Raw genomic sequence first — 14,516 nt, 5'->3', positions numbered from 1 at the left:
AAAAGCAAAAACCTGTAAAACTTAACTCGCTGACGGATTTTTCTCTTTTTCAGCAACCTGCTAAAGAACAGAAACCGCTTTTACCATGGGGCAATTGCCACCCTCTTAAAAAAGGTTTTCTTCCTTAGGAGGTTTGTTTCCAGAATCATGGTTCTCGGAACTTGGTCGTGGTCTTGCCAGAGGCACTGAATTTTCAACATGGAGCGGCCTTGCACTCACGACAGGACTCGCTTCGCGAACATTTCCATCCACTTCAGTTTTTCTATTGCCATCGGCATCAGGTTTAACTTCATTCCTTCCTTGAGCATCATCGGTCTTTTCAACCCGGCTTTTTCGGCCTCTATAGGGTGAAGTCCGTCTGGATGAAGTTTTTCTCCTTGTAAACCGTTTTCTGGCAACCGGTTTGGCGCGCTGATCGCTTGATTTTCCATCATCATTTTCACTCTGAACGGATTTACCTTCCTGTTCAGGCGCTTCACTAGGCCTGACTTCAGTCGTTGTTATCGGCATACTTTCACTCTGAACGGATTTACCTTCCTGTTCAGGCGCTTCACTGGGCCTGACTTCAGTCGCTGTTACTGGCATGTTTTCACCCTGAACGGATTTATTTCCCCGGTCCGGAGCTCCACTGGGCCTGGGTCCATTCCTTGATCCCCGCCTTCTATTATTCCTAGAGAACCGTTCTTCCTTGGCAGGTGCTGTGATACGTCTGCCCGCATCTCCTGCTTCCGGTCTTCCTTCACGGGCTTTTCCATCCCGCTCTACTTCTTCAACCTTATCCTTTTTCCTTTCAAGGACGTTGTAGGCGAAATTATCATAAGTAAGGCCAGATTTACTGACAAACTCAATTATGAATTTATGTTTTTCCTGCAACTCCATCAAATATTTTAATTTATGCTTGAGCATATAATCTGCAACTTCGGGAGAAACATGCACCGCGAGCAATCCGACATTTCCCTGAGCAAGGGTTTCCTGAATTTTCCGCAACATTCCCAAAACAAGGGCTCCAACCGACTTGACTTGCCCCGATCCTTCGCACAACTTACAAGTTTCAAAAACGCCTTCCTTCACCGGCGGCGACATTCGTTGCCGCGACATTTCCATCAAGCCAAATTTAGAAATTCGAGCCAGATTGATTCTGGCTTTATCTTTTTTGCAAACCAGTTTTAACTCACGCTCAACCAGAGCCTTATTTTTTTTCTGATACATGTCGATAAAATCGATCACGATCAGCCCACCCAGATCCCTCAATCGCAATTGTCGGCCGATTTCATTAGCCGCTTCAATATTTGTGTTTAAAGCGGTTTCTTCAAGTTGACTGGCACCCGTGGTCTTCCCGGAATTGACATCAATGGAAACCATGGCTTCCCCAATATCAATAACAATGGACCCTCCAGAAGGTAGTTGAACCGTTCGATCGTATATGGATTCGATCTGCTGTTCCACCTTGTAATGGGAGAACAAGGGCTTTGTTTCTTTATAAAACTTAACCCTCCGATGCAACCGGGGCATGACCATTTTCACAAAACCCAAAGTCGCTTTATAGGCATCGGCTTCATCTACGATGATTTCAGAAGTGTCAGCGGTGAAATGATCGCGAACGGTTCTAACCACCATATTTGGCTCGCGATATAAAAGACCCGGGGCGGTTGTCGTTTCGGCACTCATATCAGCCTCCAGCTGATCCCAGATTTTCATGAGCATTTGCAGGTCCTTCTGAAGCTCTAACTTGGTCCGCCCCAGTCCTGCAGTACGAATGATCACTCCCATATTTTCTGGAAGATCAAAATCAGCAATAATTTCTTTTAATTTCTTGCGCTCGGTTTCATCTTCAATTTTACGAGAAACCGCACTTGCCTCCTGCCCTACCATCAAAACCAAAAACCGCCCCGGCAGACTGATCCAGTTGGTCAAAGAAGGCCCCTTGGCATCCCTCCCCTCCTTCACCACCTGCACCAATAGTTTTTGTCCTCGGACCAAAACATCCTGAATCCTGATCTTGGCCTTTTTTTCACCTGTCTGAAGGTAAGAGTCCTTCCGAACATCCTTAAATGGTAAAAACCCGAATTTCTTACTGCCAATATCAAGAAAAGCCGCTTCTATCGAAGGCTCTACCCGATTTATGACCGCCAGGTAAATATTTCCTTTAATCTGCTCGTGAGAGGCGTGTTCAACGATTAATTCATCGACTTTCCCATCTTCCAGAATAACCACCCTACATTCTTCAGGGTGATCCGCATTAATTAACATTAATTTTTTTGACATTTTTTCTATTTCTCGCTTTTTATTTGCCTCTAAGGACAAAATCCTTATTTAATTCGTTATAATAAACTAAAATTTCTTTGATTACAAAGGTTGTTCAATTCCGTATAATTTGTTAAAATTCAATAGAATGAATCATCTCTAACCAGTTAGATTCCTAAATTTTGCTGTTTTTTTCAATTTTTCAGCTGGAACTATGCAAATTACCGAGTCGGCAGTTACACCATTTAATTGTCATGAAGTATCGAAAACCGTAAGACAAGGAAGTCCAGTTTTTTAAATTGCCATTTTACAAGGGTTTTAGATTGAGATCGTTTTTTCTCCATTCAAAGACCCTTTAAATGTTACGACGGTCTTTATTTATAAAAACTTGAATTTTCTTTAGAATTCTCCAATTTCCATTCGCACTGACAAACGTTGCATACACCCCACTCCACAAGACTCAGTTGGGGCCATTATTCATCAGAAACATTTTTGGGTGACAAGTATAATGCTGGATTTGATTGGCATGGCTAATTTAGACTCTCTCAGTCCCGAGGACTTGGTGGGAAAAACGATTTTCATCCGCGTGGATTTTAATGTTCCCCTTTTTTCTGCCAAAAAGGGATATTTTAGAGTGGCCGACGACACCCGGATCCGACGTTTTCTTGATCTCACCTTTAAAAAAATTCATGAATTGACCGATGGGGAGTGCCGAATCATCATCGGGTCTCATCTGGGACGACCGCATAAAACCAAGGATCACGATGGCTGGGATGGGATATTTAACATCCAGTTTATCAGCACCCATTTTGATACCCTGATCCGCAAAGGATATGGCGACGCTTATACCATTTTTCCTCCAGAGATCATAGATTCTCACTTAAAGCATTCTCTGGAAATTCTTTCACACCACCGATTGCCTTCAGGAGGGATTAAATTTCTTCCCAACCTGCGTTATCTCCTGGAACCGAAAAACCCTGAAACTTACAGAGAAGAATTTATAAATGATATCGCTAAAATCTCTGATGTTTACATAAACTGCGCATTTGGATGCAGTCACCGGGTCACCAGGAGCATTAAAATGCTTCCTAACCTCATGCGGCAAAAGAAAAAGATTGTTGTGGCGGGCAATCTACTCTATCAAGAAGTCAAGGCCTTGGGGGAATTTGGGAAACGGGTTCTTTCCAACCCTCAGAAAACCGTAGTTATTGCCGGCGGTGCCAAGATTGAGGACAAAATTTCGATCCTCAAGCAATTTGTGCAATCCAAGGTCAAGCGTATCATAATCGGCGGAAAAATGGTAAATGCTTTTCTTCTAGCCAAAATAAGAAAAGATCAGGTCGCTCCCTTAAGCTTGGAGACCATCCCAAATAAATTGATGGGGAAAAGTGATGAAGACCGCCAAACTTTAATAAATGAAACCAAACTGGCTGAGGAAATTCTGGTTCTAGCGGACAAAAACGGGGTCGAAATTGTTTTTCCCGAAGACTATAAGGTAGTTTCGGATTTTCACGATTCGACTTATACGGTAAAAGCCCTACCTGATTTTAATAAAGAACTTCAATTGGACCTCGGCCCCAAAACGATCGAAAATTATTCTCGAACAATTTTGACAGATGATATTGAAAACGTTTTTTGGAATGGGCCTTTGGGCGCCTACGATCACCCAATCTGCAACGCCCATCAGGAAGGGTCTTTGGAACTTGCCAAATTGCTTTTTAGCGCCGTCCTTATCAATCCTAAACTATATGTGGTGATTGGGGGCGGCGATTCAGCCGCTATTCTCAACAAAGTTAGCATCAATGAACTGAAAAACCTGATCAAGAAGCAAATTGAAAAACAACTTCTCCCTCCCATCAACCGCAACCTGCTCACTATTGGGTTTACGGATGAAGAGAGTTACACCCTTTGGAATTATTTTACGTCCAATTTTTTTGTTTCTACCGGAGGGGGCGCTGCGTTAGGGTTCCTGGAAGGTTTTTTGCAGGACACGGGAAAATCCGATTGGGCCAGCTATCTGCCGGGAACAAGGGCATTGATGGAATCGAATCCCACTTGATTTTTATCAATTACACCCGGAGCAAAGGACTCTTCAGCCGCATTGAGTAAAAGAATTAGCCGGGTAAATTCTTTTCTCATTTGTTCATAACAACGCAAGGTGTCCTTTCCCAATCGAACGACATCGTCTCCTTGAAAATTTTCCTTTCGTTTCACAAATAAATCAATGACCGGCTTTATCTCGGGATGAGCACATCCTGTCTGGTTCAGCGTCTCGTCTATCCCGCTGATTTTATCACCCAATGCCTGCATTTTTTTTGATGATGGTCTCGAATGTAACATTTTAATAAGGGAGGTCGTGGCCTTTGTTCCTTCCCGGCTTAACTTGATAAGATCCTTCACCACCTCAATTTTGTATCGCAAAGGCTCCACAATTTCATCGATGCCACCACAGTCGTAATCCTGCCACATAAGTTCAACCATTGCGGCTTCGTCCCTGGAGTTGTCGCAATGGTCATATTCTCCCAAAGACTCGAGCCATAAACTGGAGTAAGCCCAGCGGAATACATCATCCAATTTAATAGGATGCCGGGTCAGGGGTTTGAGGGTCAGACGCTGATCGTTTCCATAGCGAGTTTCATAAATATTGACTTCATCCAAGGGCCCCATATCATCCGTCAGATTCCAGCCCCCCGCGTTGATATGCGCCTGTATCATGGAATATAAATGATGGGGCTTGACCTTATGAATACAAACGATATTGTTGCATTGCACCCCGTAACTGCAAGGGGCACAGGATATTCGTGCCTGAAACAGCACATGACCGGGAGAATAGGGTCCTGTCTCATACGGGTGCGCATGGGCAAAAAACAGACCCACGATTGTGGTTCCCAAGGCCGCAGCAATGTGCATGGTGCCCGTGTCGTTGGTCACCAGATAACGGCACCGTCCCACCCAGGCGATCAATTTGGGGATATTGGTTTTTCCGGTGAGGTTGATAATTTTTTCACTTCTCGTTGCGAGTCGACAAATTTCTCCTGCAATTGGTGCTTCGGATTCCACTCCAAACAAGACGATTCGGGCATTGAGCCCGTCCGCCAGTGAGTCTGCAAGTTCTGCAAAAATGACTGGCGGGCCAACGTCGACCTTCAATACTGGATCCTGCCTGGATACCAATCACTAATTCGTCATCCCTTATTGCTTCACGACTCAGATCCGGCGCAATTAGCGATAAAGGCTCTTCTGGCACATTAATCCTGATGCGCTGGTCTTCGGGACGAACATCGGCACTGCGGGTAAAAATCTCGACCAGATTGAAGGGATTATAATTTCGGTTGAAAGGTTCTATCCCGAAATATTGCATCCAGGGGTGCTCGGTCATACGGTCTCCGGTTTCATTGCAAAGAAATCCACAGACCTTTTTAATCCCCAGGTATAAAATCATTAAGGCGCTGAGCTTGGAGTGGCTGAGGTTCACGACAAGATCGAACCGCTGGGCCTTCACCTCCTCAAGGAAAGATTCCAGGTACTGGTAAATGACCACCCAGCTCAGATCTTGCTCACGTTCTCGCTTTTTGAATTGGCGAATATCGAGAACGATAGAATTGTCGATATCGGGAATATTTGGGATAAAACTCTCAAAATCACTGGAAACCATCAAGGTGATTACAGAATCCGGGTATTTTTGCCGCATTCCGCTGATCAATGGAGTTGCCTGCACCAGATCACCCATTCGAGTCAGGCTCATTATGAGAATACGTTCAGCCATCACTCCTTCTCCTCCATCATTTTCCCTCATGCACCAGTTGATTCACCATCAATAACAGAGTTTCCGGTTTTGTCAAAGCTCCTTCGCCTTTAGCGATATGAGCAATGACGGTTTTCAGAGAAAATTCCGGGGCTCCACGGAACGGCTCAAGGAATTTCGCCAACTCTGTATTTGCTCCGGCTTGTTCGATTAAAACATCCAAAGGCTCTTTTCTGTCGGCCAGCCGCTGTTTCAGAGCTTCAACCTGATCGCCGAAAATGTAGATCAACAATTCCGTCATCCGGTGTTCCATAGTATGTTCCGACAAAACCCGCGTGCGTCCATTAAGAGCAATCGTCTTTCTTTCCTCATCATGCTCCAGATAGTAGGCAATCTTTTTCCTTAAATCGGCAACACTATTAAAGGTAATAATTTCCTCACCTACTCGAAACAGGTCTTTCAATTCCGATCGCTGATCGACGAGCTGGAATCCGCAACAGGCTGGAATTTCGAATGTGCGGGGGTTCACGAAATCGCCTTCGGGATTAATGCTTTCATGAAAGGTGGATGAATGCAGGTTCAAATGGATTTTGGCGGCATTATAAATTTTCACCGTTTCATCGGAAGAAACCCGTTTATTTTCATTCTGTACGCGTTGGCCTAGTGACGATTCCAGTTCCCAACCGGTGCCCCAGATTTTAATATCGTGGTCCAATAACTGAGGAAACGTTTTCCGCCGGTTGTAGTAGGCGGCCCCCATGAAGGAAAGATCGGCTTCATAACTCTTTTTCTCTTCAGGGGTCAGATCATGTATTCGGTGAATATCGGGAAAACATGCTTGTGGGAGGTAGTAAACGCTTTTGGCACCATGGGCTTCCAGCTGATCAAAAAACTCCCCTTGCTGAAAGGTGAAAAAATGATCGTAGGAACTGGCAACATCTTTCCAGTATGGGAGGGTACGGAAATCCTCCACAAACCAAAAGGCAATGGGAACCTGCAACACTTTTAATTTTTGGATGGCTTTCGGGGTCAGAGGCGCCTGGGCAAGAGCCAGAATCAGATCCGGGCGGAAGTCCGCCGCTTTGGCGGCAGTCATATCTCCCATCATATTCATGAAAACAGTCGAAAGGATCTGGGAATTTTCTTTGTTGCGGGTGATTCCATCAAGAGATAAAAAGCCCTCGGCAAACTTATCGCATTCCACCGAGGCTACATGATGACCAAGGTTCTTCAAAGCTTCGGCGCAAAACCGTGCCGTTGGCAGAGACCCGCCGTAAATCGGGTTGACCACGAGAATTCTTAATGAATTGGATTTCAAAACCCCGGCTAATTTCCGGCTCTGTTCCAACCTGTTAAAATAGTCTGGAGATAAGCGAACTGAGGGAAGGTGGCTCAGGATGTTCCAGTTCTCTGGCTTGAAACGGGCTCCAATTTTTGGAGTGGGTTCGGCAACTAAAAACCGGGTGCGTGGCAGAAAGGGTTTGAGATTCACCGCTGAAATGAACGCGTGGAATAATTCCAGTGACGGTTCAATCACGGTAACAGACCTGGAGTAATATCGGTTCAATAATTCCGCAACGTGATAGCCAAACCCCAGCCCATAAACCACATTTTGCAATCCACCTTTGACGGCAAATTCAGAAACCGCTCGGGCGGCTTCATCCTTGGGCCGATAGGTGCTGTGAAGGCTCACAGATCCTACTCTCGGAACCGGATTGCCATCCTTTGACACTATCACCTGGACAGCATCCAGACTCCTCGCACTTTCCACCCTGAGAGCCAAAGCCGGATCGTGATCCCGGAGTAATTTTAGATTTTCATTAAATAGATGCACTCTAAGCTTCCAAGATAAAAGGAGATTTTTAAATCACTCACCCACAAGCTTGATTTACTACGCTCGCAGGGGGCTAAGCTTTCTGCCAAGGTGTTCCTTGAGGTCACAGGCGTCCTTATGGACGGGATCAAACACCAGGATTCTTTCCAATGATTCTTTAGCTTCATCCAATTTATTCATTTTGTACTGTATCCCTGCCAGTCCAAACAGAATATTTAAATTAGCTGGATGAAGTACCAGATATTTATTCAGGAATTTTTCACATTCGGAAAACTCATCTCCTTCGTAGCACAATTCCATGAGTGTGGTTAACGCTAATTGATTTTCCAAGTCGATATCCAGCGCGTGCGCAAAGCAGTCCAGCGCATCCCGTATCATTCCCTTTTGTCGGTAAGCCAAACCCAACCCGGTCCAGGCCTTATCATTATTCGGCAGGATTTCACGAGCTCCGTGAAACCCTTCAATGGCCTCGTCTAAATTTCCTCGCTGCAGTTCAAGGGAACTCAACCCCATGCGGGCAAGAAAGGTTCCGGGTTCAAGAGACAGGGCTTTTAAATATAGCCTCTCAGCCTGCTCCAGGTCTTGCAGGTGCATGCAACAATTGGCCTCGCCACAGATCGCTTCCAGGCAACCGGGAACGGCCTCCCGTAGTTGTCGATAAATGCGAACCGCTCCCTTGAAGTCATTTGCCTGCTCAAGTGTTTTACCTTTCGCCAGCATTTCTTCGATATACAATTCTGATGAATCAGCTCCTTCAGGTTCATCAAAATATTGCGAAGCAACCACCTTCTTTCGGGCAGAAATTTTGTATTGGAAAACAAAAAATCGCCGGAACTCTTCTTCAGATAGGTCGTTGATCGTTATCCGGCCCATGGTGAGGGTTGCGGGATACGTCGGATTATAGTCCTTGAAAACTGGGTCGAGAGTTTCTTCAACCTGACCAATTTCAAACCCCGCTTGCGCAAAAAAATTCTCCATTTCTTTAAAAGTGAAAAAGCGCAAATGGGTCTCATCCAAAATGCCTTCTTTTTGATACGTCCAGTTTCCTTCCACCAGATGATGAACCACCCCATGAAACTGCACATTAGGAAGACTGGCAACCACCGTTCCCTCAGTCTTCAGGTATTTCCGTAGATTTTTCAGGACTGTAAGCGGGTCGATGAGATGCTCCAGCACATCCGCGAATAAAATACAGTCGAAGCTGTTTTCGGCATAGGGCAAATCCAGCGTTTCAATATTGCCTTCAATCACCTCATCCAACACCTCACGCGCCAACCGAGCCGCTTCAGGGTCCTGCTCTACGCCGGCGACGAATACCCCTCCCCTCTTTTTCAATTCATTCCCGGTGCCTCCGGCGGCACAGCCGATTTCCAGGATGCAGGAGGCATCTTCAGGCACGAGGGGAAGAATATCCATTCGGACGTTCTGGTAATACGAGTCAGGTTTGTCGCTCACCAACTTCGCTCCACCTTTTTCCCTGAAGTGATTATCCAGCGTTTCCAACATGAATTTTGCCCGATGGTCATAGGTATGACGTTTAAGCACTTCTTCTTGGCCTTCCCTGGCGATCCGAAGTCTTTCATCGGGGTGGTCCAGATAATATCGAATCCGTTCGATAAGGTTATCTTCGTTATAAATGACCAAATGTTTATTATCCTGAAACATGTCTTTCAGGCCGCTTCCCGGCGCTTCGTCTGTAACCAGCAGACGGCCACTGCACAGCGCCTCGAACACTCGCATATTGAGGTCGTTGTTAACCGCCTCATTGAATACGATCCTGCACTCGGAAAATACCTCCGCCATTTCATCCATGAATTTGCGGTCGCAATGCAGGGAAAAATGTTCATCGATCCGATACAGTAGTTTTTTTCGGCGCACGTGAGCGGTCGTCAACGATCCCACGAAGCCCACGTCGTATTTCTCATCACGATTTTTCTCGCCATGAATTTCAGGATCACACCCGAGGGGAAGCCAGAAAACCTGCTTATATCCTGCCGTCTTCATCGGCTCCACATACGCTTTTTGCGCGAGGAATATAAAATCGAAGTGCCTAGCAATTTCCTTATGGCGTTCAAAATGAATGTGGGAATCGATCAGGTAACAGGCTTTGGGAATCGAATGATCCTTTAAATCCGGCGGGATGGACCCGAGCCCCGTCTCCACCCAAAAATAAAGATCCGGGCTCCACCCGTCCGACAGCTGGCTCAGCATGTGGGACAATGGGGCGGAAACCTCGCAGGGAATATCCTGCGGAGCAACTTTCCATTTCAAGGCTTCAAGATTCCATTGCTTAATAATTTCATTTGTGATCATGGCCCCGGCGGTGACCACGTTGTGCGCTTTTCTGAGTGCCCGTTCCATATAATGGGCAGTGGTCACAGGGTATGACACATAATTCATCAGAATGTTTTTGCGTGGCTTTTCATGGAACCTTTCAGTAGACCCGTTCAAAGAAACTCCCGTCGCCTCCAGAAAATCGACAATTCTTTCCTTTATCGTCTCCGTCCATGATTTTATGAAAACCGTCTGTCCAAATTTTTGTTCGACCGTTTTGCGGGCTTCGGCTCCCATTGTTTTAGCTTTTTCAGGGTCCATCAATAATTCCGCCACATGGGATCGCAAATAGTGGATGTCGTCCGAAATGTAGCCGCTAATCCCATTTTCAATCGGAGAAGTTCGGCTTGCGGTCGATATAACCGGCATACCCGTGGCCATTGCTTCCAGCATGGACAGGTTGTACCCGTCTTCGTAAGCATCCACCGTTGTGATCAGATATAACCGGGAGGTGCAGTAGTGATCTTTTAAATCCTGAAGGCTTGTAGAAAGCCGGGCCTCAGGAATCGAAGGGTTCATTCCCAGGGTGACGGCTGGTAACCCTGCGATGATCTTTTCGCTTGCAGTGAAGCCCAGCATAAGATCTTTTTCCTTCAGCAGGTTCCCCACTCTGAGAATGCAGGAATTCTCCCCCGTATAAGCGTCGAATTCATCAACATTGATTCCAGGGGGAATCACCTTGCCTTCCAAACCCCAATCGCTTTTTTTGCTTTCAGAAATGAATACTTTTTTTACAGGTTTTAAAAATGGCTGAATTTTCGATAGATACTCCTCCCGATTTACCGTGCTTTTCCCAGATCAATTTCCGTGGTCAGCCGGTTGTGGAAAACCAATATTTTAGGTAAGGTGTAATCCCTGATCTCTATCAGATCTTTTACATTATGGGCAATCACCAGATCGACTGCATTCTGGTCAAGTTGTTCCATTGCGTCCTGAATCGATAACAAGCGCACATTTTCCGGTACAGGGCGCATGTTTGTGTCCCAGCGTCTGATTTTCTCAAAGGCAATTTCAGGCTCGACCACCAGAAATTCGTGGCCGATTTTTGCGAGAAGACAAAGATAAGGCTCGTGCCAGTTAAAGGTCAGGATTTTGAGATTCATGAAAAATAATTGCTCCTGTAATGAGTTACCGTTGTTACCTTTTCGGTTTCTTGAAAGAATCCCTTTATCCTTAATTAGGAATTAGCAGGATTAATAAATATTCCAAAATACTTGTTTTTTTGTAACTATTTAGTCATTTTTTTCATCCAATTTGGAAGTCCATCACTTTAATAATTTGGGAGTTGCAATCCATCAATGTACGATCCTAATTCAAAGCGCATTCAAGGCCGTGAAAAGCTGATCCAATACCGAAAAGCCCTTGCGAAAAAGCAACAATGGGAGGGAGAAATGCCTATGGGTGAAGGGGAGTTGAACCGGGACGGCAACCCTAAAGTCCCTCCGGGACAAAGAGTGACTGAAAACTGGCCGGTTCTGGACTTGGGATTTCAACCGGAACTAGACGAAATCACCTGGAATCTGACCGTTTCCGGTTTGGTAAAAAACGTCAAAACCTTTTCCTGGGAAGAATTTATGGCGTTTCCGCAAGTCGAGGATGTATCGGATTTTCACTGTGTGACTTCGTGGAGCCGGATGGACAATCATTGGCAGGGAGTGCGGTTTCGGGACATCGTCAACCAATGCGAACTGCTTCCCGGCGCCAAATATGTCTATATTAAAGCCTATGACGCCTATTCCACCAACCTGCCGCTGGAGGAAGCCATGAAGGAAGACGTACTCCTCGTGCACAATTGGGAAGGACACCCCATCACCCGGGATCACGGCGGCCCGGTCCGCATGATCACCCCGCAACTCTATGCCTGGAAGGGGGCTAAATGGATTGGGGAAATTGTTATTCGTGATTATGACGAGAAGGGGTTCTGGGAAAAGCGCGGTTATTCCAACACGGCGGAACCCTGGTTGAACGACCGGTATTCTTAAAAATTAAAACTAATAAATACAACTAGTTACATGGACTCTTCTGCTTTATAAACACTTTAATTATTGTTGCTCAATCGTTACCTACGCTTGACCCCGCCTTAACTCAGATTTTTTATCCTGTATCCAATATTTAGTGAATTGTTTTATCCACAATTTGGATAAGGGATAAATAATGACTTTTTCTAATACTCAAATTCGGTTGCCGATCGTTGCCCTGGTTATTGCCTGCGTTGCATTCTTATCTTTTCCGGCCACAATAGGAATCGCTAAAGCTAAAGTGGTACAAACTACATCCGGCAAGCTCCTCGTCTACCCGGATCAAAAACTTGAAAAAATAAACGCCCTAGTTTATGACAAAAAAATTCAAGATAAAATAATAAGTGTGATCACCCATTACAAAACCGGTCTTAAAGAAGAGCAAATGGATCAAATTTCCCAACACATCCTCAAGCAAAGCAAAAAATATGGGTACGATCCGTTATTTCTGACCGCTTTGATCATTACCGAAAGCTCCTTCAACCACCGGGCCAAGTCCAAAGTAGGCGCTCTGGGTTTGATGCAGATCCGCCCGAAAACAGGGGAAGCATTAGCTTCGGAAGCGAACATGCTCTGGAGTGGAAAAAGCACGCTGTATCATCCAGAAAAGAATATCGCTCTTGGATCTTATTATTTGAACAAATTGGTCAAGCGGTTTGGAAAAATGCACACGGCTCTGGAAGCCTACAATCACGGCCCCACGCGCATCGCCAGCTATCTAAGAAGTGGAAAGCATCCTAAAGATTATTCGGGAAAAGTATTCTCAGTCTACAATAAAATCAAACTGAATAAAGCGGATTCATAAAAGCCCTTATAGCATAAAGGCTTTTTTATTGAAGTTATGGTAGCACCTGGCAGAGGGATAGCACACTAAATCTATGGTTGGTCAAAAATATCTACGTAGGTAACTAAAAAAGGAAACTGAAAAGGGGTTTTTACTCACGTAAGTTTGGCCCTAGAATAAACTTTTCATATTTATTGTATCTCTCATTTTCCTTAACGGTATACGGAGACGGAGAAAGCCGTTCTTATACCCTCAATTGCAACTGCCTTTTCATCCAACTTATTTTGGGAAAGATATTCATCTATTAGACGATAATTGTCATCCTTTTGTTTATCTTCAAGCTGGTCCCACTTTCCGTTATTAAGTCTAACATAAAAAGCAATGATTTGATCAATTTTGAGATCTTTTACTGTTGAAAGGTTTGTTGGATTAAAAATCTTTTTTAACCTTTCATTGGCTTTTTCAATCAAAGCGTTTTCTTTCTCCCGACCCTCCTCGTCCTTTTTTTCATCTATAGCCTTCACCAACCTTTCATCAGCTTCTACCTTGGCTTTTTTAGCATTCACATAAGTATCAAATACGGTTGCCGATATTGCCTCGATCTGCCTTTTAGTTTTTTGGGTTGCATTCCCGACGGATTCATTCACCTTACGCTTAACTGCCAAATGGGAGCAGGTATTGTCGTAGCGAATGAGTTCCGCCCTCGCTTGAAAAAAATCGACCTCAGTACTAAGCCCCTCTAGAGCCAAAGCCCTAGATTTTCTATCTACGTCAATCGCCTCCTGAACTTCACTTATGTCAGGAGCTACAATAAAATTCGCCAACTCGGAATCGAAGGAGTTTTCCAAAAACCCAAACCCAGCGGCGGCCCCACCGGCAACGGCCCCACCAGCACCAGAAAACCCAAGAATAGCCCCTGTAAGAGCTCCAACATTGCTCAAAATATCGCGATCCGCATTTACTTTAGCTTGAGCTTTACCGAGGCGATCGAACCAGACACTGCATAATTCGTCTGAAAGGGCAATGCCCGCATGCATATAAAAGCTAACCCTCTCCTTATCTTTAGGACATGCTGCGGCTTCCTGCAATTTATGGAAAAAAGTGGCTTTTAGAAATAGTCCCGTATCATTACCTTTGCTTATGATAGGATTGCACTCACCGTTACCGCTTGCACCATTATTTTTGGCATTTTCTTCACCTGAAGCATCACTAGACTTACCTGAACCATCACCAGATGCAGTACCCTCCTCCTGGCTACCACCGGCACTTTCATCAGGCTTAGGGTTCGGATTATTTACACCATTTTTCTGTTCAATATTTTCTTTTACATTTTCCGGGAAGGAACCACGAAACTTTTCTATAGCCTTGTCAACGTCGCTACTATTTTCAACCTCCATAGGTTTAGGATTGAGCACAGCGTCTAGCCGTTGTCCTCCATTAATACAACCACTGGAGATCAAACAAAAAAAGATCAAAACAACCAAGATGAAATGCATAATTCCTCCAACGTTAGCTTAACTTGCTTAGCAGGAAATATATGCTCGACTAAGACTCTGT

At 45.0% G+C, this 14,516-nt stretch carries 10 protein-coding genes; 3 read left to right on the top strand and 7 right to left on the bottom strand.

Features of this window, described 5'->3' with window-relative positions; genetic code table 11:
• Window positions 1-105: 105 nt before the first annotated feature.
• The gene (locus O3C58_01990; protein MDA0690635.1) at window positions 106-2,265 is read right to left on the bottom strand and encodes an Rne/Rng family ribonuclease; all 2,160 of its coding nucleotides are present in this window, start codon (window positions 2,263-2,265) and stop codon (window positions 106-108) included.
• Window positions 2,266-2,752: 487 nt separating this feature from the next.
• Here O3C58_01990 and O3C58_01985 point away from each other — a divergent pair, with 487 nt between their 5' ends.
• Window positions 2,753-4,303, top strand: coding sequence for a phosphoglycerate kinase (locus O3C58_01985; protein MDA0690634.1), 1,551 nt, complete (start codon window positions 2,753-2,755; stop codon window positions 4,301-4,303).
• Here O3C58_01985 and O3C58_01980 read toward each other — a convergent pair.
• The 5 genes from O3C58_01980 to O3C58_01960 form a co-directional block, all read right to left on the bottom strand.
• Window positions 4,258-5,304: a glycosyltransferase family 9 protein gene (locus O3C58_01980; protein MDA0690633.1), complete on the bottom strand. Its 1,047-nt coding sequence runs from the start codon at window positions 5,302-5,304 to the stop codon at window positions 4,258-4,260. The two genes, O3C58_01985 and O3C58_01980, sit on opposite strands and share 46 nt — an antisense overlap.
• Window positions 5,249-6,010: a hypothetical protein gene (locus tag O3C58_01975; protein ID MDA0690632.1), complete on the bottom strand. Its 762-nt coding sequence runs from the start codon at window positions 6,008-6,010 to the stop codon at window positions 5,249-5,251. Before O3C58_01975 ends, O3C58_01980 begins: the two co-directional genes overlap by 56 nt.
• A 16-nt stretch (window positions 6,011-6,026) precedes the next feature.
• On the bottom strand, window positions 6,027-7,823 hold the full coding sequence (locus tag O3C58_01970) for a glycosyltransferase (GenBank protein MDA0690631.1): 1,797 nt from the start codon (window positions 7,821-7,823) through the stop codon (window positions 6,027-6,029).
• A 57-nt stretch (window positions 7,824-7,880) separates the two neighbouring features.
• On the bottom strand, window positions 7,881-10,835 hold the full coding sequence (locus tag O3C58_01965; protein MDA0690630.1) for a glycosyltransferase: 2,955 nt from the start codon (window positions 10,833-10,835) through the stop codon (window positions 7,881-7,883).
• 101 nt (window positions 10,836-10,936) lie between these two features.
• The gene (locus tag O3C58_01960) at window positions 10,937-11,260 is read right to left on the bottom strand and encodes a hypothetical protein (GenBank protein MDA0690629.1); all 324 of its coding nucleotides are present in this window, start codon (window positions 11,258-11,260) and stop codon (window positions 10,937-10,939) included.
• Between the two features lie 195 nt (window positions 11,261-11,455).
• Here O3C58_01960 and O3C58_01955 point away from each other — a divergent pair, with 195 nt between their 5' ends.
• Window positions 11,456-12,139, top strand: a complete 684-nt coding sequence (locus tag O3C58_01955) for a sulfite oxidase-like oxidoreductase (GenBank protein MDA0690628.1) — start codon at window positions 11,456-11,458, stop codon at window positions 12,137-12,139.
• A gap of 172 nt (window positions 12,140-12,311) precedes the next feature.
• Window positions 12,312-12,980, top strand: coding sequence for a lytic transglycosylase domain-containing protein (locus O3C58_01950; protein ID MDA0690627.1), 669 nt, complete (start codon window positions 12,312-12,314; stop codon window positions 12,978-12,980).
• A gap of 191 nt (window positions 12,981-13,171) precedes the next feature.
• On the opposite strand, the gene O3C58_01945 is transcribed toward O3C58_01950, so the two are convergent.
• Window positions 13,172-14,455, bottom strand: a complete 1,284-nt coding sequence (locus O3C58_01945; protein MDA0690626.1) for a hypothetical protein — start codon at window positions 14,453-14,455, stop codon at window positions 13,172-13,174.
• Window positions 14,456-14,516 lie beyond the last annotated feature (61 nt).

The sequence above is a fragment of the Nitrospinota bacterium genome, assembly GCA_027619975.1.
In the GTDB taxonomy this organism is placed as follows: domain Bacteria; phylum Nitrospinota; class Nitrospinia; order Nitrospinales; family VA-1; genus JADFGI01.
Note: the sequence above shows the minus strand (reverse complement) of the source record. Positions and strands in the feature narration are given on the sequence as shown.

Excerpts from the sequence above, each read along its gene's own strand:
- O3C58_01960 (MDA0690629.1), bottom strand. The coding sequence starts at position 11,260 with ATGAATCTCAAAATCCTGACCTTTAACTGGCACGAGCCTTATCTTTGT.
- O3C58_01990 (MDA0690635.1), bottom strand. The coding sequence starts at position 2,265 with ATGTCAAAAAAATTAATGTTAATTAATGCGGATCACCCTGAAGAATGT.
- O3C58_01945 (MDA0690626.1), bottom strand. The coding sequence starts at position 14,455 with ATGCATTTCATCTTGGTTGTTTTGATCTTTTTTTGTTTGATCTCCAGT.
- O3C58_01975 (MDA0690632.1), bottom strand. The coding sequence starts at position 6,010 with ATGGCTGAACGTATTCTCATAATGAGCCTGACTCGAATGGGTGATCTG.
- O3C58_01955 (MDA0690628.1), top strand. The coding sequence starts at position 11,456 with ATGTACGATCCTAATTCAAAGCGCATTCAAGGCCGTGAAAAGCTGATC.
- O3C58_01950 (MDA0690627.1), top strand. The coding sequence starts at position 12,312 with ATGACTTTTTCTAATACTCAAATTCGGTTGCCGATCGTTGCCCTGGTT.
- O3C58_01985 (MDA0690634.1), top strand. The coding sequence starts at position 2,753 with ATGCTGGATTTGATTGGCATGGCTAATTTAGACTCTCTCAGTCCCGAG.